This is a genomic window from Streptomyces sp. AK010, assembly GCF_014207295.1.
In the GTDB taxonomy this organism is placed as follows: domain Bacteria; phylum Actinomycetota; class Actinomycetes; order Streptomycetales; family Streptomycetaceae; genus Streptomyces; species Streptomyces massasporeus.
Genome location: NZ_JACHCX010000026.1, coordinates 37,902 through 60,096, shown reverse-complemented (window position 1 = coordinate 60,096; position 22,195 = coordinate 37,902). Strand labels below are relative to the sequence as shown.

Here is a 22,195-nt window from a genome sequence, read left to right as displayed (position 1 = left end):
CCAGGCACCCTCTCCGGGCGCAGGGCGTGCGGCCGGCACAGGGGACCGCTGGAGTCGAGCGTCCGCCCAGGGCACCGGGGGCGCGGCCCACGCCGGGGACGGATGGAGCGAGGTGCCGCCCCGGGGCGGCACAGGCGCTGGGGACAGTTGGGCTCAGGCACCCGCCCAGGGCGCCGCGGGTGCGGCCCGCACCGGAGACAGCCGGGGCGAGGTTTTGCCCCAGGGCGCCCGGCGCGCGGGGAACGGCGCGAGTCAGGCGCCCGACCCGGGCACCGAGGACGCGGCGCGTGCGCAGGCCGGGGCCGCACGGACCGCCTCCGCGACGCACGGGACGCCCACCCGGCAGCCCGAAGCCGCTCAGGGGCCCTCCCCCATCACTCCTCCCGGCGCCCCGGCCCGGCCGGTGAGCGGCGCCGGGGACACGCACGCGGGTCGTGCCGGGCTCGGGGCGTTCGGCGTCGCGGACGGAACCGGTCCGCACCCCCGGGAGACGGACGGGCCGGCCGCTCCCGACGACCCGGCCCTCGCGGACCAGCGCTCCGGCCGTGGGCGCAAGGGCACCCCCCTCCGCGGCACCGACGTACCCCCGGGGACCCGCAGGCGCGGTGGGATCGGGGCGTGGGCCCGGCGGCTGACCGGAGGGCGTGGCGAGCGGGCGATTGAACCGCGCGAGGAGTACGAGGACGAGCCGGCCGCCAGGGTTGCGGCGGAGCATCACCCGGTCGTCGCACCGGCGGCCGCCCCGGAGACCTGGCCGGACCCGGCCACGCTGCTGCTCACGGCCCTCGGGCCCGGGCCGCGGCTGTGGGAGCGCGGCCCCGGTCACCCGGAGGCGCTCGCCGTGCGCCTCGGTACGGCCGACCGGGCGGCACCGGACGGCTCGGGCCTGCTGCCCGCCGTACCCGTGACCGCCGGGCTGCGCGAGGTCGGCGCCCTGGGACTGGCCGGGCCGCGGGCACGGCTGGCCGGGCTGGCCCGTGCGGTCCTGGCCCAGCTCACCGCGCTGCACTCCCCCGACTCGCTGGAGATCGTCCTGATCGCCGCGGACCGCTCACGCTCCTTGGAGGAGCGCACCGCCGAGTGGTCCTGGCTGGGCTGGCTGCCGCACGTCCGTCCGGGGCACGGGCAGGACTGCCGGCTGCTCCTGGCCCACGACCGCGAACAGGCGGCGGCCCGCACCGACGAACTCACCCGCCGCCTGGAGGACCAGCTGGCGGATGCGGCCACGGGCTCCGGCCCGGCAGGGAGCGTCGTTGTGCCGACGAGGACCTCGGTGACCGGCAGCCCGCAGCCCACCGGCACCGCCCCGTCCCCGGACCACTCCGTCCCCGCCCCCCGCCGCCCCTCCTGGGCCCGGGACGACGACTCCGGTGCCGACGCGGCGGCCGGTTTCCCCGGCCCGTACACCGTCGTGGTCGTCGACGGCGACCCCGGCGGCGCCGACCTGCGCGAAGCCGTCGATCGGCTGGCGCTGGAGGGCCCCCGGGCCGGGATACACGTCGTCTGCCTGGCCGAGACGGCCGCCGCCTCCCCGGCCTCGCCGGTGACGGAGACGTACGAGGCGGCCTGCGCGGTGGCACCGACCTTCCGGCAGTGCGGCGCGGTCGCGCTGCTCAGCGGGGACGTGGCGACGGCCCTGCGGCTGATGCGCGTGGCCCGGGCCGGCGGTGACGGCAAACCGGCCGGGCCGGTCGGGCACGGCACCGTCGCCACCGTCGACGCCGTCTCCGCGGCCTGGGCCGAGCGGTTCGCGCGGGCGCTGGCGCCACTGCGGACGGACGGCCCGGCGAGCGAGCGCCAGCCGCGCGTCTCCGCACCGCTGCCGCAGGCGGTCCGCCTGCTGGACGAGCTGGGCCTGGCCCGGGCCACCCCGGCGTCGCTGATGGCGCGCTGGGCGGACGCGGCCGACGACGCCGAAGCGCTGGGCGGTCGTGTGCGCGCGGTGCTGGGCGCCGGGCCGCGCGGCCCGGTCTGCGCCGACCTCGCCGCCCAGGGGCCGCACCTGCTGATCGAGGGCCCGCCGGGCAGCGGCCGTACGGAGCTGCTGCGGGCGGTCGTCGCGTCCCTTGCCGCCGCCGAGCGGCCGGACCGCCTCGGCATCGTGCTGGTCGACGGCCGGGGCGGCCCGGGCGCGGGCGGCGGGCACGGCGAGGGGCTGCGGGTGTGCACGGACGTTCCGCATGTCACCACGCTGCTCATGGCCCACGACCCGGTCCGGATGCGGGAGTTCGCGCAGTCCCTGAGCGCCGAGCTGAAACGGCGCACCGAGTTGCTCGGGCGGTCCGACTTCGCCGAGTGGCACACCGGGCGCGAGCTGTCGGGCCGTATGGTCGCCCAGCGCACGGCATCGGCCCGGGGCGGTGAGCGGGCCGAGGCCACGTCCCAGGGAGGGGCCGGGGATCTCGACTCCCCGTCCAGTTCGACCATGCGGCTGCGGCCGGGAGCGGCCCGGCGGCAGGTGGAGGCGGCCGCGCCGCCGCTCCCCCGGCTCGTCGTGGTCGTCGACGACCTGGACGCCCTGGTCTCCCCGGCACTCGGCTCGACGGGGCGGCCCGCGGCCGGATCGGTGATGCGCGCCCTGGAGGCCGTGGCCCGGGAGGGCGAGCGGCTCGGCGTCCACCTGGTGGCGGCGACCGGCCCGTGCGCCCGTACGGCGGAGACGGAACCGGCGCGCCGGGCCACCCTGCGCGTCACGCTCGACGCGCCCGCCCCGGGGCGTGGGGGCACCTCCCTGTTCGAGCGAAGCCGAGAACTCGGGGGAGAGCCCGCGCCCGGCCGGGGGAGGCTGACCGGCCCGGACGGACGGGTCACCCCGTTCCAGGGCGGCCGGGTCACCGGCCGCATCCCCCGCACGGCGACACTGCGCCCCACGGTCGTGCCCCTGGAATGGCACCGCATGGGTGACCCTCCGGCCCGCCGTCCGGTACGGGAGCTCGGAAACGGCCCCACCGACCTTGCCCTGTTGGCCAGCGCGCTGGAACGGGCGGCACGGGAAGTCGCGGCGGCGAAGGTGCCGTCGCTCCTGTGACCGAGGACGCGGCCGTCGGCCCCACCCGGCGTCATGGGGCCGAGTCCCTGGTCACGAGGGAGTCACGATCCCCCGCTTGACAGCCGACGCCATCTTGCCGCCCCCGCACACCCGGGCGTAGACCAGATCGCACGGGAGCGCGCTCGACGTTCGACGAGGAACGAAGAACGGGGCAGTCATGCGCATGACGAGCAGCACCATCCGGACACGCTGGTCGCCCAAGCCGGACACGGCGACCCCCCAGCACCGCAGAGCCGCCAAGGCAGTGGCCGCCGTCGCCGCGGGAGCCCTCGCGCTCTCGCTGTCCGCCTGCGGAAGCAGCGACGAAGGCAGCGGTGGGAGCACGGGCGACACCGACGACACCGCCAACAACGTCACCCTTCCGAAGCTGGACGGGACGAGCCTCGAGGTCGCCGCCGTGTGGAGCGGCACCGAACAGGCCAACTTCAAGAAGGTCCTGCAGGAGTTCGAGAAGCGCACGGGCGCCAAGGTCACGTTCGTGCCCGCGCAGGACCCGATCATCAACTTCATCGGCTCGAAGGTGGCCGGCGGGCAGCCGCCGGACATCGCGATGCTGCCGCAGCCCGGCGCCATCAAGCAGGCCGTCGACAAGGGCTGGGCCAAGCCGCTGGGCTCCGAAGCCCTCAAGGAGCTCGGCGAGAACTACTCGCAGGGCTGGCAGGACATCGGCAAGGTGAGCGGCAAGCCGTACGGCGTCTACTACAAGGCCGCCAACAAGTCCCTGATCTGGTACAACAACCAGGTCTTCGAGAACGCCGGGGCGAGTGAGCCCGAGACCTGGCCGGATCTGCTCAACACGGCGCAGACGGTCTTCGACTCCGGCGTCACCCCGTTCTCCATCGGCGGCGCCGAGGGCTGGACACTGACCGACTGGTTCGAGAACGTGTACCTCTCCCAGGCCGGGCCGGAGAAGTACGACCAGCTGGCCAAGCACGAGATCAAGTGGACGGACCCGTCCGTGAAGGACGCGCTGACCACGCTCGCGCAGGTCTGGGGCAAGCCCGACTGGATCGCGGGCGGGGCGAGCGGGGCGTTGCAGACCGACTTCCCGGCGTCCGTCACCCAGGTGTTCACCGGCGGGGACCAGCCCAAGGCCGCCATGGTGGCCGCGGGTGACTTCGCACAGGTCAACATCCCGAAGAACATGAAGATCGGCACGGACGCGAAGGTGTTCCCGTTCCCCGCGGTCGGTGACAACGGACCGGTGGTCTCGGGCGGCGACGCGGCCGTGATCCTCCAGGACTCGAAGGGATCGCAGGCCCTGGCCACCTGGCTCGCGTCCCCGGACGCGGCGTCGATCCAGGCCAAGCTGGGCGGCTACCTCTCGCCGAACAAGAACGTGCCGAACTCCGACTATCCGAACGCGGTGCAGCAGAAGATCGCCAAGGCGCTCATCGACGCCGGTGACGACTTCCGCTTCGACATGTCCGACCAGGCCCCGCAGGCCTTCGGCGGAACGCCCGGCAAGGGCGAGTGGAAGATCCTCCAGGACTTCCTGAAGAACCCGAAGGACATCGCGGGGACGCAGGCGAAGCTGGAGGCCGAAGCAGCCGCGGCGTACGGGAACTGACGTCATGACATCGGTTTCGGCGGCAGGGGGCGACAAGCCCCCTGCCGCTCCCAAGTCGCGCAAGAGTGTGACCGGCACCCGCAGGACCGTCGCGGCGCTGTTCCTGCTGCCGTCGCTCGTCCTGCTCGGCGCGCTCGTGGTGTACCCGATCGGGTACTCGGTCGTGCGCAGTTTCTACGACCAGTCCGGTGACGGCTTCGCCGGAATCGACAACTACACCTCCCTCTTCACCGACGAGGGCATCCGCACCGCGCTGAAGAACAACATCATCTGGGTGGTGTTCGCGCCGACGATCGCGACGGCGCTCGGCCTGATCTTCGCGGTGCTGACCGAACGGGTGCGTTGGGGTACGGCGTTCAAACTGGTCGTCTTCATGCCGATGGCGATCTCGATGCTGGCGGCGGGCATCATCTTCCGCCTGGTGTACGACCAGGACCCGGACAAGGGCGTCGCGAACGCGGTATGGGTGGGCGTGCACGACACGTTCTCCCAGGCGTCGGCGTTCCCGAAGGCCCACCCGGGCCGGGAATCGCCGCTGAAACCGGCCGGCGGCGGCGCGTTCATCACCGCCTCGCCCGTCCGCACGGGCGAGGCGGTCTCGCTGCCGCTGGTGGGTGTGGCGCCCGATCTGATGCCCGACGGGGCGAAGGCCGCGGTGGCGCCGAAGCCCGAGCCGGACAAGGTCACGGGCACGGCCTGGCAGGACTTCACCCGCGGCAAGGGCGTCGGCAGGCTCAACAGCGTCGACCCTGCCGAACTCGGCTATGCCGGGATGAAGGTCGAGGCCGTGAAGGACGGGAAGGTGGTGGCGTCGGCGACGGCCGCCGACGACGGCACCTTCACGCTGCCCGCCGCGGCCGACGGCGCCCAACTCCGGCTCCCGGCGAGCAACTTCAAGGAGCCGTACAACGGCCTGGACTGGCTCGGCCCGTCCCTGGTCACCCCGGCCATCATCGGCTCGTACATCTGGATGTGGGCCGGCTTCGCGATGGTGCTGATCGCGGCCGGGCTGGCGAGCGTGCCCCGGGAGCTGCTGGAGGCGGCCCGGGTCGACGGCGCGAGCGAGTGGCAGGTGTTCAGACGCGTCACGGTGCCGCTGCTGGCGCCGGTCCTCGCGGTCGTCGCCGTCACCCTGATGATCAATGTGCTGAAGATCTTCGACCTGGTCTTCATCATCGCTCCGGGCTCCTCCCAGGACGACGCGAACGTCCTCGCCCTGGAGCTGTACCGCAAGGGGTTCTCCGAGGACCAGCCGGGCATCGCCAGCGCCATCTCGGTGTTCCTGCTGCTGCTCGTGATCCCGGTGATGTGGTTCAACGTACGCAGGCTCAGGCGGGAGGTGCGGCGATGAAGGCCAGACAGTCGCTGGGTTCGCGGCTCGCCGAGGGGGTCAGCGGCGGGCTGCTGCGGGTGTTCCTCGTCGTCGTCGGACTGTTCTGGCTGGTGCCGACGATCGGGCTGCTGCTGTCCAGTCTCCGCGCGCCGGAGGACATCGCGGCGAGCGGCTGGTGGAACGTGCTCGCCGAGCCCTCCCAGATCACCTTCGACAGCTACCGGAAGCTGCTGGAGAACGAGGACATCACCAGCAGCCTGCTGAACACGGTGTGGATCACCGTCCCGGCGACCCTGCTGGTGGTGATCATCGGCTCGCTGGCCGGCTACGCCTTCGCCTGGATGGAGTTCCCGGGCCGGGACTGGTGGTTCCTGGGCGTGGTCGGCCTGTTGGTCGTGCCCGTGCAGGTGGCGCTGATCCCGATCGCCGAACTCTTCGGCAAGATCGGCGTCTTCGGTTCGGTGCTCGGCGTGGTGCTCTTCCACGTCGGTTTCGGACTGCCGTTCGCGGTGTTCCTGCTGCGGAACTTCTTCGCGGAGATCCCGCGCGAGCTGCTGGAGGCGGCGCGCCTGGACGGGGCGGGTGAACTGCGCCTGTTCTTCCGTGTCGTGATGCCGCTCGGCGCCCCGGCGATCGCGGCCCTCGGCATCTTCCAGTTCCTGTGGGTGTGGAACGACCTGCTCGTCGCGCTGATCTTCTCGGACTCCGGGAGCCAGCCGATCACGGTCGCACTGCAGACCCAGGTACGGCAGTTCGGCAACAACATCGACGTGCTGGCACCCGGCGCGTTCATCTCGATGGTGGTCCCGCTGGCCGTCTTCTTCGCGTTCCAGCGGCAGTTCGTGTCCGGCGTCATGGCGGGCGCGGTCAAATAGCGCCTACAGCAAGCCGGTTGGAGGGGCGGGCCGGGCGCGGTCCGCCCCTTCGGCGTTCCCCCGGATGCCGTAGCCACCGTAACCAAGTCGGCCCACCGGCCGTTCCCGGGCCGAACGCCCGCGCCGACCGATGGATGGCCTCTTGCCCAGGTTCAGTGTCATTGTCCCCGCGTACCAGGTTCAGGCGTACCTGCACGAGTGCCTCGAATCGGTGCTCTCCCAGTTCTGTCCCGATCTGGAACTGATCGTCGTCGACGACTGCTCGCCGGACGCGTGCGGCGCGATCATCGACGAGTTCGCCGCCCGCGACCCGCGCGTCCGCCCCGTCCATCTGCCGGAGAACGTCGGTCTGGGCCGCGCGAGAAACGCCGGCGTGGCGCACGCGAGCGGCGACTATCTGCTGTTCCTCGACAGCGACGACACCCTGACGCCCGACGCGCTGCGTTCGATCGCCGACCGGCTGAAGGAGACCGGCGAGCCGGACGTGCTGGTGTTCGACTACGCGCGCACGTACTGGACGGGTGAGGCGATCCGCAACCAGGCGGCCCTGCAGTTGACCGAGCAGGGCCCGGCGCCGTTCCGGCTGGAGGACCGGCCGGGGCTGCTGCGGCTGCTGATGGTCGCCTGGAACAAGGCCTACCGGCGGGAGTTCGTCGAGCGGGAGGGGTTCGCCTTCCCGCCCGGCGTCTACGAGGACACGCCGTGGACGTACCCGGTGCTGATGACCGCCGACTCGATCGCGACCCTCGACCGGGTCTGCGTGCACTACCGGCAGCGGCGGCAGGGCAGCATCCTGCGCACCACCAGCGAGCGGCACTTCGACGTCTTCGAGCAGTACGAGCGGGTCTTCGCGTTCGTCGACGAGCGTCCCGAACTGGCCCGGTGGCGGCCGGTGTTGTTCCGCCGCATGGTGCACCATCTGGCGATCGTGTACTCCCGGCGGGACCGGCTGCCGCGGGGCTCGCGCGCCGCCTTCCTGCGCCGGGCCCGCGCCCACTACCGCCGTTACCGCACGCCGGGTGTGCCCGTCCCCGTGCGCTGCCGGATCCACCACGTCCTGATCCGCTTCGGCCTGCACCGCACGTACCGCGCCCTGCAGCTGGCCTCGGCCCTGCAGCGCGCCGCCGCCCGGACCACCGGGCAGCTGCTGCGGGGCCTGCGGTCGGCCGCCCTCCGGACCCACTACCGCGTGCAGCGCTGCCTGCCGCTGCGCGCCGACCGCGCCGCGTTCGCCGCCTACGACGGCCGCGGACACGGCTGCAACCCGGGCGCGCTGGAGACCGCGTTCCGCGAGCTCGCGCCGCACATCCGCACGGCGTGGATCGCCCGCCGCGAGCACCACCACACGATTCCGCCCGGCCCGCGCCGCCTCGTCCCCGGGACAGCCGCCTACTGGACGGCGCTCGCCCGCTCCCGCTACCTGGTCAGCAACACCGGCTTCGACGACCGACTGGCCAAGCGCCGGGGCCAGATCCTGATCCAGACCGGGCACGGCACCCCGCTCGGCCACCTCGGCCTCGACCTCCAGGAGCGCCCAGCGGCGGCCCGCGGCCGGGACTTCGCGCGGCTGCTGAAGGACGTCGACCGGTGGGACTACGTGCTGTCCGCCAACCGCCACACCACGCTGACCCAGGAGCGCGTCCACCCCGGCCGCTACACCACGCTGGAGTACGGCTACCCCCGCAACGACGTCTTCCGGACGGCGACCCCGGCGGACGTGGCCCGGCTGCGCGCCTCGCTCGGCATCCCGCGGGGCGCGGTGGCGATCCTGTACGCGCCCACCCACCGCGACTACCGCCGCTCCCAGCGCCACACCCTCGACCTCCAGCGGATCGTGCGCCGCCTCGGCCCGCGCTTCGTCGTCCTGGCCCGCGCCCACCACGCCTACGACGCCCCGCTGACCAGCACCTGTGGCCGGGTCGTCGACGTCTCCGGGCACCCGAGCGTGGAGTCGCTCTGCCTGGCGTCGGACGCCCTGGTCACGGACTACTCGTCCCTGATGTTCGACTACGCCAACCTGGACCGGCCGATCGTGGTCCACGCCGACGACTGGGAGGCGTACGACGCGGCCCGCGGCACCTACTTCGACCTGCGCGATTTCCCGCCGGGCGCGATCGCTCGCGGGGAGGACGAGCTGATCGACATCTTCGCCACCGGCCACTGGCGCGGCTCCCGCTCGGCCCAGCTGCGGGCGGCGTTCCGCGAGCGGTTCTGCACCTACGACGACGGCCGGGCCGCCGAGCGGGTCGTGCGCCGGGTCGTCCTCGGGGAGTCGGAGCTGCCGCCGGTCGTGCCGCTCGGCGAGCGCCACCCCGTTCCGTCGGCGGCGTCGCTGACGCGCGAGCCGCTCACCACGGTGCCGCTGCCGGCCTCCCCGCACGCCGTCACCGACAGCCTCTGACCACGGTTCTCACCCCGGGGAGTCCGTATGCCCTCCAGCCCGTCGCGGCCGACACCGTCCCGGCCGCCCTCCTGCCGCCCGTCCGGGCGGCCGGGACGCCCGCGCGCCGTGTGAACGGCACGCCGGACGGACCGCGCGCCGTGTGAGACGGCCCACCACCACCCCGCGACGACCGCCCTCGACAGAAGGAGCAGAATGCCCCGCTTCAGCATCGTCGTCCCGTCCCATGGGGTCGCGGGCCGGCTGTCCCAGGCGCTGGACTCCGTCCTCGCCCAGTCGTTCGGCGACTTCGAGCTGATCCCGGTGTGCGACGCACCCGACGCACCGGCGGCGGACGTCGTCGCCGGGTACGCCGAGCGGGACTCCCGGGTGACACCGGTGCACTCGCCGCCGTCGGCCGGTCTGCCCGGGGCGCGCAACACCGGGCTGAAGGCGGCCGTCGGCGGCCATGTGCTGTTCCTCGACGGCGACGACATCCTGGTCCCGGGGGCGTTGGCGGCCCTGGACGCGCGGCTGAGCGCGGTGGGCGACGTCGACGTCCTGTACTTCGAGCACGAGCGCACCCCCTGGTGGGAGGGCGAGCCGACCAACCCGGCGGCGCCCCTGCTCGCACGGACACCGAAGGGGGCCTTCTCCCCCGACCGGGCCCCGCAGCTCACGGGCGTGGCGCTCCCGGCGTGGAGCGCGGTCTACCGCCGGGCGTTCCTCACCGAGCGGGATCTCGCCTTCCCTGGCGACCACTTCACCGACGTCGGCTTCGGCGGGCTGGTCGCCCTGCGGGCGGAGCGGGTCGCGGCCCTGCGCGCGGTCGTCGTCCGGCACCTGCTGCGCAGGCAGGGCAACCGGCTGGGCCTGCCCGGCGAGCACCACGCCGAGCTGCTGGACCAGACCGAGCTGGTGCTGACGCGGGCCGCGGAACAGGACCTGCCGGCGGACCGGCTGAAGCCGCTGTTCGAGCAGCTCTTCGCCGCCGTGCTGAAGACGGCCGCCCACCCGCGGCGGCTGACGTCCGAACGCCGCGCCTTCTTCCGGCGGGCGAGCGCGCTCTACCGGCGGCACCGCCCCGCCGGATACCGGGCACCCGGCGGCAGCGTCGGCGTCCAGCACCGGCTGCTGGCCTCGGGGTCGTACGCGGCGTTCCGGACCCTGCGTGCCGCCCACCGGACGGCGTCGCGGGCCGCCGCACTGCTCCCCCGCCCGCGGGGACTGCGCACCCGGCTGCGCTACGCGGCCGCCCTGCGCCTCCCGCTCGACCGGAACCTCGTCGTGTACTGCGCGTACTGGGGCCGCGGCTACGCCTGCAACCCGGCCGCGATCCACGCCAAGGCCCGCCTGCTCGCCCCACAGCTGCGCTCGGTCTTCCTGGTGGAGCCGGAGGCGGTGGGCAGCGTGCCGCCGGGCGTCGAGCACGCGGTGATCGGCAGCCGGAAGTACTGGCAGGTGCTGGCCCGCGCGAAGTACCTGGTCAACAACGCCAACTTCGCGGACGCCGTGGTCAAGCGCCCCGGCAGCGTGCACCTCCAGACCCAGCACGGCACCCCGCTGAAGACGATGGGCGCCGACCAGGCGACGTACCCCGTGGTGGCCGCGGCGACCGGCAGCTTCGCCAAGCTGCTGGCCCGGGTGGACCGCTGGGACTACAACCTGACCTCCAACCGGCACTCCACCGAGATGTGGGAGCGGGCGTTCCCCAGCGCGCACGAGACCCTCGAGTACGGCTATCCGCGCAACGACGTCTACTGCACGGCGTCCGCCGACGACGTCGCCCGCGTCCGCAAGGCACTCGGCGTCCCCGACGGCAAGAAGGCCCTGCTCTACGCACCCACGCACCGCGACTACGCCACCGGCTTCGAGACGGGCCTGGACCTGGCGGAGTTCTGCGAGGCGATCGGCGACGACTACGTGGTGCTGCTGCGCGCCCACTACTTCTACGACCAGGGGCCCGGCAGGGGCGGTGGGCGGATCATCGACGTCACCGGGCACCGCTCCTCGGAGGACGTCTGCCTGGCCGCGGACGCGCTGATCACGGACTACTCGTCGATCATGTTCGACTACGCCAACCTCGACCGGCCGATCGTCGCCTACGCCGACGACTGGGACGTCTACCGGGAGACCCGGGGCGTCTACTTCGACCTCATGGAGCTTCCGCCGGGCCGGGTCGCCCGGACGCCCGAGGAACTGGCGGCCGTCTTCCGCGACGGCTCCTACGCGGACGAGACCGCCACGTCCCTGCGGGCCGCGTTCCGGGAGCGCTTCTGCCAGTTCGACGACGGACGGGCCGCCGAGCGCGTCGTGCGCCGGGTGCTGCTCGGGGAGCCGCCCGAGTCGATCCCGCCCGTGATCGCGCTCGCGGAGCGCGTCCCGGCCCCCGCCGCCACCCTCGTAAGGAGCTGACCGAAGCAGTGCCCCGCTTCAGCATCATCGTCCCCGTCCACAAGGTGCAGGGCTTCCTGCGCGAGTGTCTCGACTCGGTGCTCGGCCAGTCCCACGGCGACTTCGAGGTGATCGCCGTGGACGACCGCTCGCCCGACGGCAGCGGCGCGATCCTCGACGAGTACGCCGCCCGCGACGACCGGGTACGGGTGCTGCACCTGCCGGAGAACGTGGGCCTCGGCCGGGCCCGCAACGCCGGACTCGCGCAGGCGGCCGGCGACTACGTCCTGTTCCTGGACAGCGACGACCACTACACACCGGGCCTGCTGGCCGCCGTCGCCGCACGCCTGACGGCGACCGGCGACCCGGACATCCTGGTCTTCGACCATGTACGCACCCACTGGTGGGGCCGCGGCGGGCGCAGCGAGGCGGCGGACCTGCTGGCCGCGGCGGGCCTGGAGACGTTCGGCATCCGGGAGAGCCCGCGGTATCTGAACCTGTTCCTGGTCGCCTGGAACAAGGCCTACCGGCGGTCGTTCCTCCAGGAGCACGGTCTGCAGTACGCGCCGGGGCTGTACGAGGACGCGCCGGTCACCTACCGCTCGATGGTGCTGGCCGACCGCATCGCCTGCCTGGACCGGATCGGCGTGGAGTACCGGCAGCGCCGGCAGGGCGCGATCACCAAGACGCCCGGGCGCCGGCACTTCGACATCTTCCCGCAGTACGAGAGGCTGTTCACGTTCCTGGAGCAGCGCCCCGATCTCGACTGGGCGCGGCCGCTGCTGCTGGAGCGTGCGCTGGACCACATGCTCTTCGTGCTGGCCCGCAAGGACCGGGTCCGGCCCGCCGACCGGGGCGACTTCTACCGCGAGATCCGCTCCTTCCACCGCCGCCACCTCCCCGAGGGCGGCTTCCCGCTGCCGGACGGCTGGCGCGGCGTCGAGATGCGGCTGCTCGCCTCGGCGCCCTACGCGTCGTACGCTGCGGCGCGCGGGCTGCGGGACCTGCGCGCCGCCGCCCTGGGCGGGCAGCGGCGGGTCACGAAGGGAGCGTCGGAGAAGGCCCTGCGCGGCTGGTACGCGGCCCAGTCGAAGCGCCCCCTCGATCCGCACCTCGCCGTCTACTCGGCGACCCACCATCGGGGGGTGAGCGGTGACCCGGCCGCGATCCACGAGAAGGCGCGCGAGCTCGCCCCGCACATCCGGGGCGTGTGGGTGGTCCGGGAGGACGCGGTGGACGCGCTGCCGCCCGGCGTCGACCATGTGACGCCGGGTTCGCGGCGCTACCACGAGGTCATGGCGCGGGCCACGTACTGGGTGAACAACGTCAACTGGCCCGGCACCCTGGCCAAGCGGCCCGGCAGCGTGCACATCCACACCCACCAGGGCACCCCGCTCAAGTACATGGGCGCCGACCTGCTGACCAAGCCGGGGGCCCGGCACGGGTTCGACGTGCCGCAGATGCTGCGCCGCGCCGACCGCTGGGACTACAGCCTGGTCGCGGGGCGGCACGCGGAACGGGCGTGGGAGCGGGCGTACCCGTGCCACTTCACGTCGCTGCGCACCGGCAGCCCGCGCAACGACGTGCTGGTCGGCGCCGGTCCAAAGCGGGGCCGGGAGGTGCGCGAGCGGCTCGGGGTCCCCGCCGACCACACGGTCGTGCTGTACGCGCCGACCCGGCGCGACTACCGGCGGGGCGGCCACGTCGACCGGTTCGACCTGGCCCGGTTCGCCGCGGACCTGGGGCCCGGGCACACGCTGGTCGTCCGTCTGCACCCGTCGCTGGCGGTGGGTGTCGCGCGGGGTCTCGGCCTGTCCGACCTGCACCGGCGGGGCGTGCTGGTGGACGCGACCGACGAGCCGCGCGTCGAGGACGTGATGCTCGCCTCCGACGTGCTGGTCACCGACTACTCCGCCCTGATGTTCGACTACGCCCTGCTGGACCGGCCGATCGTCGTCCACGCCGACGACTGGGGGGCGTTCGCGGCGAGCCGGGGCGCCTACTTCGACATCACGGCCGACGCGCCGGGCCATGTGTCGCGCTCGTACCGGGAGCTGGCCTGGCTGTTCGCGTCCGGCACCTGGCAGGACGCCGAGGCGGCGCGGCTGCGGGCGGGCTTCCGGGAGCGGTACTGCGAGTTCGAGGACGGGCGGGCCGCCGAGCGGGTCGTCCGGCTGCTGATGCTGGGCGAGCGGGGCGGGGCGCTGCTGCCCGCGGCCCGCCGGACCGAGGGCGCCCGCACCCGTTCCGAGGCGCTGATCGAGAGATGAGAACTCCCGCAACCCCCGAGGCCGTCCCCTCCCTGCCCGGTCAGCGGGCCTTCTCGGCCCGGCCACCGGCGTTCGCCGAGTCGCCGCGGCCGGTGCACCGGTGGCACGCCGCCCTGGTCGCCGTGCCCACCGCGGCCCTGTTCGTGCTGGGCTACCGGCGCCGCTGGATCTGCGACGACGGGCTCATCTACCTGCGCCCGGTCCGGCAGATCCTGGCGGGCAACGGACCCGTGTTCAACGTGGGGGAAAGAGCGGAGAGTTCGACCGGCACCCTGTGGCAGTGGCTGCTCGCGCTCACCACCTGGGTCACCGGCGAGGACCCGGCGTTCCTCGCGGTCGGACTCGGCCTGCTGCTGAGCACCGCCGGGTTCGCGTTCGCCCTGCTCGCCACGTGCCGGCTGCACCGGGGCACCGGGCTGCTGCTCCCGGCGGGTGTGTTGGTGCTGCTGGCGGTGCCGCCGTTCTGGTCGTACATGACGTCGGGTCTGGAGAGCGGTCTCGGCGCCTTCTGGACCGGCCTGTCGTGGTGGCTGCTGACGCGGGCCCGGCGCGGCCAGGACGGCGGGCGGACGTGCACGGCCGCCTTGGTGTTCGGGCTGGGCCCGCTGGTCCGGCCCGATCTGGCGGTGGTCACGGCGTGCTTCCTGGCGGCCCACTGGTGGGTGCTGCGTCCCTCCCGGCGGGGCACGGCGGCGATGCTCGCCTCGGCGGGAGCGGTGCCGCTGGCGTACGAGGTGTTCCGGGCCGGGTACTACGGGATCCTGGTGCCGCTGCCCGCCATCGCCAAGGAGGCGAGCGCCAGCGACTGGAGCCGGGGCGCCGGGTATGTGCAGGAGACGCTCGGGCCGTACTGGCTGTGGCCGGTCGTGCCGGTGCTCGTGGCGCTGGCCGTCCTGCTGGTGCGGCGCACGCGCCGGGAGCAGCGGGAGAGCGCTCCGGGGCGGGCCTCGCTCGCGGTGCTGCTGGCGCCGCTCGCGGCCGGTCTGCTGCTGGCCGCGTACGTCGTGCGTGTCGGTGGCGACTACATGCACGCCCGCATGATCCTGCCGGCGATCCTGCTGCTGCTCCTGCCGGTGCTGGTCGTGCCCGCGACCAGGGTCACGGGCGTGGCGGTCGCGTTGCTGGTGGTGTGGCTGTGCGCGGCGGTCAGTCCGCTGCGGGAGCCGTTCGACGTGCGCAGCACACCCGGCTCGTTCAACGTGCGCAGCTCCGACGTGGAGGGCCTCGGCGACCACAACCCGGTGCGCACCGGCACCTGGGTGGCCAACTGGCCCGCCCTGCCGGAGGGGCGCGCCATGCTGGCCCGGGCCGAGCGCGCGCCCGGGCCGACGCTGCTCTACTTCGACGCCGCGCGGCGGCTGCACGCCACGCCGATGCGGGCGGACTCCCCGTACCGGGTGGTGATCGTGGGGCGCCACCTCGGAGTGACGGGGGCGGCGGCACCGCTGGACGCCTACGTCAACGACGCCTGGGGGCTGGCCAGCCCGATCGGCGCGCATCTGGCGCTGGAGCGGTGGAGCTGGCCGGGGCACGAGAAGTTCCTGCGCAACTACTGGGTCTTCGCCGAGTGGGCGGCAGAGAACCCGCCGCAGCGCGACCTGCTGCGCGCCGGGGCCTCACGGGAGGCGGTCGCGGCGGCCCGGGCCGCACTGGGCTGCGGCGACCTCGCCGAGCTGAGGGAGTCGGTGCGCGCCCCGCTCACCGCCGAGCGGTTCTGGCGGAACCTCACCGGGGCGGTCGAGCGGACGCGGTTCCGGTTCGCGCGCTGGCCGGCGGCGGCGCAGCAGGCGCTGTGCGACCGACCGGCAGGTGGCGGTAGCGGCCTCACCCGATGAAGTGATCCGATGTCAGGGCATGCGTAGGGGCGGGAACATTCGGCGCATGCCCCAGACCCCTTCCACCCTCCTGTGAGCGCCCCGGTCCTGGTCCGGCGGGCCGTGCGCGGCGCGACGGCACTGCGCGGCGGCCGTATCGGCAGGCTCACCCCGTACCAGTTCTACGGCGCCCTGTTCTGGCTGGTGATGACGCTGGCGTACTGGCGGGTCCCGCTGTGCTGCGACGCCGGGCAGCACGCGGCGGTCGTCGAGCGGCTCAAGGCCGACCTGCTCCACCCGGCCCACTCCATGGCGGACCTGCCGGGCGGGGGCAGCCCGTACTACGGCCCGTACGCCGTCGCCCAGGGCGTGCTGGCGCGGCTGACGGGGCTGACCGGCTGGGAGGTCGTGAAGCTCGCCGGGCCGGTGCATCTGCTGGTGCTGCTGACGGGGCTCGGCCGGTTCGTCAGGACCCTCACCCCGCGGCCCTGGGCGCCGGTGTGGGCCCTGTTGTTCATGACGCTGCTGTGGGGCACCGCGCGGATCCTGTGGAGCGGCTACCTCGGGCTGATGTCGATGACGACGAACCTGGGCTACCCGTCCGCGATCGCCATCGGGCTGACGTTCTGGGCGTGGGCCTGGACGGGCACCCATGCGCGGGACGACGCCCCCTCGGTGCGGTTCGTCGGCCCGAGCGGGCTCGGCGGCTGGTGGGGGTACGCCGGGATCGGCGTGCTGTACGGGCTGATCCTGCTCACCCACCCCGTCACGGCGGCCCCGGCGCTCACCGGGGCGGTGGCGATCGTGGCGTCCCGGCAGCGCGGCTGGCGCCGGCCGGTCGTGGCGCGCTGGGCGCTCGCCGGGGCGGCCTGCGCGGCGGTGGCCCTGAGCTGGCCGTACTACGACGTCCTGACGCTGGCGAACGACACCGGCATGGACGCGATGCACCGGCAGCTGTACGAGAGGATGCCCGCCAACTCCTGGCTGGCCCTGCTCGGCCTGCCCGCACTGTGGGCGCGGGCCCGCAGGTCGGCGCGTGATCCGCTGGTGTGGATGTTCCTGCTGGAGTGCCTCCTGGTGGCCTACGGCTGGGCGAGCGGGCACTACACGTACGCCAGGGCCCTGTGGGCCGTGCTGGTGCCGCTGCAGTTCGCCCTGGCGGTGGAGCTGGCGGCGCCCCGGCCCTGGCGGCGGGCCCGGCGGATGCTGGGCGGGGCGGCGGCGGCCGGGGTGTGCGTCGGGTTCGTCACCGTGCACGCCGGGGCAGTCGTGCCGCGCTCGGTCGACCCGGTGGGGTTCACCCAGCCGACGCGCTGGCCGTCGTACGACTGGGCCGCGCGGCACATCGGGCCCGGCGAGGTGGTGATCACCGACGGGTACTTCGCCAGTCACGCGATCGCCGGGTACGGGCCGAACCTCGCCGCGCCCATCTGGCCCGATCCCGCCCTGGACGAGCGGCGGCGGGAGCGCCGGGCGGCCGACGTCCGGGCCTATCTCGCCCCGGGCTCGACCCGCGCCGAGCGGTCCGCCGTCGTCCGCCGCTACCACGTGCGCTGGCTGCTGCTGACGCGTTGGCACCCGGTGCCCGAGGAGGCCGTGGTGGTGGCGTGGAGCGGACGGACGGGGGAGGTGCTGGCGCGGGTCGGGGAGTGAGGCCAGGGGATTGCCGGGGTTCTCCGGGAAAGTCCGGCGCTCGCGCCACGGTGCCCCGCCGCAGATGCAGCTTCGAGACCCATCGAACGCATTTGCTCGCATCGTGATCAATAGCAGTGGAATGTGATCTCTTGCCGCGAGCGGCTGCGAAGCGTCCATACGGTGATCGGGATGCAGCTGCGCTACACCTGTCGGGCCTACCCGGACTCCGCAGGAAGCCCCCGGAAAGGTCAGCCGACCCAGGCCGGAATCCCTGACCGCCGAGCCAGGGAGCATGTCAATCGATGACGAGGTCGACCTCGATGTTTCCGCGGGTGGCGTTGGAGTACGGGCAGACCTGGTGGGCCTGCTCGACCAGCTTGCGGCCGGTCGCCTCGTCCACGCTGTCGGGGAGCTCCACGCGGAGCGTGACGGCGAGCCCGAAGCCCTCGCCCTGCTTGCCTATGGAGACCTCGGCGGTCACGGCGGCGTCGCTGACGTCGACCTTGGCCGCACGGCCGACGAGGCCGAGGGCGCTGCCGAAGCAGGCGGCGTAGCCGGCGGCGAAGAGCTGCTCGGGGTTGGTGCCCTGGCCGTTGCCGCCCATTGCCTGGGGCACGCCCAGGGCGAGGTCCAGCACGCCGTCGGAGCTGACGGCGCGGCCGTCACGGCCGTGGGTGGCGGTGGCGACAGCGGTGTAGAGCGCGTCCATGGAAAACCTTCCCTCTCACATCAACGTGCGACGGCCCGCTTCCGGGCCGCCTGACACCCGGAATTAGAGCACACAATTCAGTTGCGCGCAATTGAATGACGGGCGCGAGCTATCCTGGACGCATGAACACGCCCGACGACGACTGGCTCCGCCTGGACCAGCAGATCTGCTTCTCCCTGCACGCGGCCTCCCGCGCCTTCAACGGCGTCTACCGCGGGATCCTCAAGGACCTCGGGCTCACCTACCCGCAGTACCTGGTGATGCTGGTGCTGTGGGAGCACGACGAGCTGCCCGTGAAGAAGCTCGGCGAGCACCTGCGTCTCGACTCGGGCACGCTGTCGCCGCTGCTCAAGCGGCTGGAGGCGGCCGGTCTGGTACGCCGCGAGCGCAGCGCCCGCGACGAGCGGTCGGTGGAGGTGCGGTTGACCGAGGAGGGCGTCGCGCTGCGCGGGCGGGCGCTCCAGGTGCCGCGCCGGATCGCGTCCTCGACCGGCTTCGGCCCCGAGGAGGTCCGCGCCCTGCGCGCCCGCCTCGACGAGCTCACCACCGCGCTGGACGCGGCCGCGGCCCTCGCGGAGCCGCAGGGCGGCCCGTCCACGGCCGCGGCCGAGCGGCCGTAGCGGCCGTAGCGGCAGCCGGGTGTACGTCGTGGGCCGGACGGTGTCCTAGGGGGCGTGACCCGCGGAGATCCGTCGGACGCCCCCGGGCGCGCCACGGGCGCTACGGCACCGGGCGGGGCGAGAGCCGGGTGCTGCGGGCGGAGGTGCCGAGAGCGGAGGCGCCAAGAGCGGAGGCGCCAAGAGCGGAGGCGCCAAGAGCGGAGGCGCCAAGAGCGGGGGCGCCAAGAGCGGAGGCGCCAAGAGCGGAGGCGCCAAGAGCGGAGGCTCCAAGAGCGGAGGCTCCAAGAGCGCCGAGAGCGGAGGCGCCAAGAGCGGAGGCTCCAAGAGCGGGGGCGCCGAGGGCGGAGGTGCTGAGGGCGGAGGTGCTGAGGGCGGGGGTGCCGGCGGACACGCCGGGTGGCAGGGCGTCGGCCGGCCGGCGTGGCGGCTCTTCGCCGGTCGGGGTGTCTCCGGGCCCGCGCCGGACGTAGAGGCGCAGGAGCACGTCGTCGCGGACGCGTTCCTCGCGGACGTGCTCCTCACGGACGGTGAACTCCTCGGCCAGGACGACGAGCTTGGTGCGCTCGACCGGGTCGGGCGGGCTGCGGCGCGGGTCCAGCGCGGACCGCTCGGCGACGACCCAGACGCGGTCCACCGAGGCGAGCCGCCGTCGCAGCTCCCCGGGGCCGGCCTCCAGCCCCCACAGCGTCCCGGAGCGGGGCGCGGACTCCCGCAGCGCGATGTCCCGGGCCCGCTGGAACCCCTTCGGGTAGGCCAGCGCGGCGAGCCTGCCGACCGACGGCACGAACAGCACCGGGTCGCCGGGGCGCATCTGGCGGACGGCGAGCGCGGACACCACGGCGAGGTTGTCCGGGCGGTGGGCGGCGGAACGGTCCTGGCGGTGCACCGGGAGCTGGTTCAGGAAGGTGACGGTGAGGGCGAGCACGCCGGTGACGCCCAGCAGGGCCCGCACCCGCCTGCCCCCGACCCGCATCCGCCGCCCGTCGAACCGCACCCGCCCCAGCGCCCGGGCGACCCGCCCCGCCCCCGCCGCGACCAGCAGGGACGCACCCGCGAGCGCGTAGAGCACGTATCGGTCGTGGTAGAGCGGCCGGATCTGCGACACGGTCATCAGGATCCCCGGCGGCACCAGCAGCAGCGGCAGCGCGACCGCGGCCGTGCGCCGCTCCCGGAGCCCCACGGCCATCAGCAGCAGCGCCCCCCAGAACACCGGTCCGGCCGGGCCGGGAGAGAAGTTCCGGGCGAGCCGCCCGACCCGGTCCCAGCCCGGCGGCACAAGCCACGCCACCTGCCCGGCCTGCCCCTGCGACACCCACACCAGCGGCAGCACGAGCAGTGCCACGGCGCCCGCCGCACGCCCCCAGCCGGACCACACCCTCCTCGGCACCCGCAGCAGGGCCAGCGTCACCGCGTGCGCGCCCAGCACCGGCACCGCCAGCTCGTGCAGCACACAGGTCAGGGCGACAACCGTCCCGTACGGCCACCAGGCCCCGGCACCCCCGCAGTCCACGGCCCGCAGAAGCAGCAGCGTCGCCCCCGCCGCCCCCGCCGCGACGAGCGCGTACGACCGCCCCTCCTGGGCGTAGTGGCCGGCCATCGGCGTGATCGCGTAGAGGACACCGGCCCCGAGGCCGACCCGGGGCCCGGCCAGCCGGACGCCCAGGGCCGCGACCAGGCCGGCGGTCGCCGTCGCCGCGCACACCGACGGCAGACGCAGCACGACCTCGCTCGGGTGGACGGCCAGGACGGCGTGCATGAACAGGTAGTACAGGCCGTGCACGGCGTCCACGTCGTGCAGCAGCCGCCAGATCTGGGGGACCGTGCGCTGCGCGACCTGGAAGGTGACGCTCTCGTCGCCCCACATCCCGCCGCGGTCGAGCCCCCACAGTCCGATCGTGAGCATCACCGCCATGGGCACCGCCACATGCACCGCCACGGGCACCGCCACATGCACCGCCACGGGCGTCATCCCCGCGCCGAACCGGCCGCTCCCCCTCGACTGTCCGCTCTTCACGGCCCGATTTTGTGCCTAATGAGAGGCATAGAAGGGGTTTGATGGTGTGTTAGCACTTTCATGTCATTCGCCCGGCTTACGATCCGCCGTGATGAATGCCGAGAGTGAGACCGCCAGGGATACCGAGGGGCATGCCGACGGGCGTGGCGACGGGCATGGCGACAGGTCGCCCGCCGAGGTCGCCGTCGTGGTGATCGGTTACGACGACGCCGCGCACGTGACGGACGCCGTGCGCTCGGCGCTCGCCCAGGGGCCGGCCGTGCGCGAGGTGGTGGCCGTCGACGACTGTTCGAGGGACGGCAGCGTCGGCCTGCTGGAACGGCTGTCCGCCTCGGAGCCGCGCCTGAAGGTGATCCGCCGTCGGGCCAACAGCGGCGGCTGCGGCACCCCGCGCAACACCGGGCTCGACGCGGTGACCTCGCCGTACGTGATGTTCCTGGACAGCGACGACGTCCTGCCGCCCGGCGCGGTCGACGCGCTGCTGGCGGCGGCCGAGGGTGCGCATGCTGAGGTCGCGAGCGGCCTGTGCGTGCGCCGGGAACTGCCGTCGGGGCGCGAAGTCCCCTGGCAGCCGCGCCTCTACGCGCTGCACGCCGTGGTGCCGCGCCCCGCGCAGCGAACGCGCCTGGTCCACGACACGCTCTGCGTCAACAAGCTCTACCGCACCGCCTTCCTGCGCGCGCACGGCATCCGCTTCCCCGAGGGCCGCTTCCCGTACGAGGACGTCGTCTTCACCGCGCGCCTCCTGGCCGCGGCGCCGCGCATCGCCCTGATCCCGGACCGGGTGTACGTCTGGCACGTGCGCCGGTCGGAGGCGCGGCTGTCGATCTCCCTCGACCGGTCCGGCGTCGAGAACTGGCGGGCCCGGACGGAGGCGTGCCGCCAGGCGTACGAGGTGCTGCTGGGCGCCGGGCAGAAGGAACTCGCGCGGACCGCACGCGCCAAGTTCCTCGACCACGACCTGCGGATGTACGTGCGCGAACTCGGGTTGCGCGACGCCGCCTACCGGCGCGCGTGGTGGGAGCTCACGCGGGCGCATCTCGCGAAGTACGACGCCGACGACTGGGCGCGCAACCCGGCCGCTCCCGGCCGACTGATCGGGCGGGTCGTCCTGGCCTCTCCGGAGCCCTGCGATCTCCCCCGGCTGCGGGAGCTCGCGGCCCGCCCGGCCCGCCTGTACCCGCCGTATGCCCGCGCCGCGGACGGCACGCCCGTCTGGTCGGACGCCATCCCGCAGGTCTTGCTGGAGCCGTTGCGGGCCCGGCCGGTGCGGGCGCTGCCCCTCGCCGTCGACGCGGAACTGCGGCCGGGCGCGCGGGGCACCCGACTGCGGCTGCGCCTGCACGAGCTGTACGGGCGGGTGGCGCAGGCGGGGCCGGAGACGGTGGACGTGGAGTGGCGGCACCGGGACGACGGGGACGTGGTGGTCCGCGGCCCGCGCCTGCCGCTCGCGCCGTGCGCGGGGGTGCCCGGAGCCGACGAAACCGCCGGTTCAGCCGGCCCCGGTGGTTCAGCCGGCCCCGGTGGTTCAG

Annotated in this window: 13 protein-coding genes; 11 read left to right on the top strand and 2 right to left on the bottom strand. The window is 74.0% G+C overall.

The features are described 5' to 3' along the window. The 9 genes from HDC93_RS33835 to HDC93_RS33795 form a co-directional block, all read left to right on the top strand. Window positions 1-3,028, top strand: a 3,028-nt coding sequence (locus HDC93_RS33835) for an FtsK/SpoIIIE domain-containing protein (RefSeq protein ID WP_260419916.1), incomplete at its 5' end; no start/stop codon positions are given. Window positions 3,029-3,206: 178 nt separating this feature from the next. Next, window positions 3,207-4,619, top strand: a complete 1,413-nt coding sequence (locus HDC93_RS33830) for an ABC transporter substrate-binding protein (RefSeq protein WP_185014644.1) — start codon at window positions 3,207-3,209, stop codon at window positions 4,617-4,619. Between the two features lie 4 nt (window positions 4,620-4,623). Beyond that, on the top strand, window positions 4,624-5,970 hold the full coding sequence (locus tag HDC93_RS33825; RefSeq protein WP_221517467.1) for a carbohydrate ABC transporter permease: 1,347 nt from the start codon (window positions 4,624-4,626) through the stop codon (window positions 5,968-5,970). Then, on the top strand, window positions 5,967-6,827 hold the full coding sequence (locus tag HDC93_RS33820; protein WP_185014643.1) for a carbohydrate ABC transporter permease: 861 nt from the start codon (window positions 5,967-5,969) through the stop codon (window positions 6,825-6,827). Before HDC93_RS33825 ends, HDC93_RS33820 begins: the two co-directional genes overlap by 4 nt. A gap of 142 nt (window positions 6,828-6,969) precedes the next feature. Further along, window positions 6,970-9,228, top strand: coding sequence for a bifunctional glycosyltransferase family 2 protein/CDP-glycerol:glycerophosphate glycerophosphotransferase (locus HDC93_RS33815; RefSeq protein WP_185014642.1), 2,259 nt, complete (start codon window positions 6,970-6,972; stop codon window positions 9,226-9,228). 195 nt (window positions 9,229-9,423) lie between these two features. Then, a complete protein-coding gene (locus tag HDC93_RS33810) occupies window positions 9,424-11,622 on the top strand; it encodes a CDP-glycerol glycerophosphotransferase family protein (protein WP_185014641.1) in 2,199 nt (732 codons plus the stop codon). Between the two features lie 8 nt (window positions 11,623-11,630). After that, window positions 11,631-13,871: a bifunctional glycosyltransferase family 2 protein/CDP-glycerol:glycerophosphate glycerophosphotransferase gene (locus HDC93_RS33805; protein ID WP_185014640.1), complete on the top strand. Its 2,241-nt coding sequence runs from the start codon at window positions 11,631-11,633 to the stop codon at window positions 13,869-13,871. Then, on the top strand, window positions 13,868-15,706 hold the full coding sequence (locus tag HDC93_RS33800; protein WP_185014639.1) for a hypothetical protein: 1,839 nt from the start codon (window positions 13,868-13,870) through the stop codon (window positions 15,704-15,706). Before HDC93_RS33805 ends, HDC93_RS33800 begins: the two co-directional genes overlap by 4 nt. Window positions 15,707-15,778: 72 nt before the next feature. Beyond that, window positions 15,779-17,338, top strand: a complete 1,560-nt coding sequence (locus HDC93_RS33795; RefSeq protein WP_185014638.1) for a hypothetical protein — start codon at window positions 15,779-15,781, stop codon at window positions 17,336-17,338. A 277-nt stretch (window positions 17,339-17,615) separates the two neighbouring features. Here HDC93_RS33795 and HDC93_RS33790 read toward each other — a convergent pair whose 3' ends face one another. After that, entirely contained in the window at window positions 17,616-18,029 is a 414-nt protein-coding gene (locus HDC93_RS33790; RefSeq protein ID WP_185014637.1) for an organic hydroperoxide resistance protein, read from the bottom strand. 95 nt (window positions 18,030-18,124) lie between these two features. Here HDC93_RS33790 and HDC93_RS33785 point away from each other — a divergent pair, with 95 nt between their 5' ends. Continuing rightward, on the top strand, window positions 18,125-18,649 hold the full coding sequence (locus tag HDC93_RS33785) for a transcriptional regulator, SarA/Rot family (protein ID WP_391436304.1): 525 nt from the start codon (window positions 18,125-18,127) through the stop codon (window positions 18,647-18,649). A gap of 100 nt (window positions 18,650-18,749) precedes the next feature. On the opposite strand, the gene HDC93_RS33780 is transcribed toward HDC93_RS33785, so the two are convergent. Continuing rightward, on the bottom strand, window positions 18,750-20,561 hold the full coding sequence (locus tag HDC93_RS33780) for a glycosyltransferase family 39 protein (protein ID WP_260419919.1): 1,812 nt from the start codon (window positions 20,559-20,561) through the stop codon (window positions 18,750-18,752). A gap of 193 nt (window positions 20,562-20,754) precedes the next feature. Here HDC93_RS33780 and HDC93_RS33775 point away from each other — a divergent pair. Next, window positions 20,755-22,195: glycosyltransferase family 2 protein (locus HDC93_RS33775; protein ID WP_185014635.1), on the top strand; the 1,441-nt coding region annotated here is incomplete at its 3' end.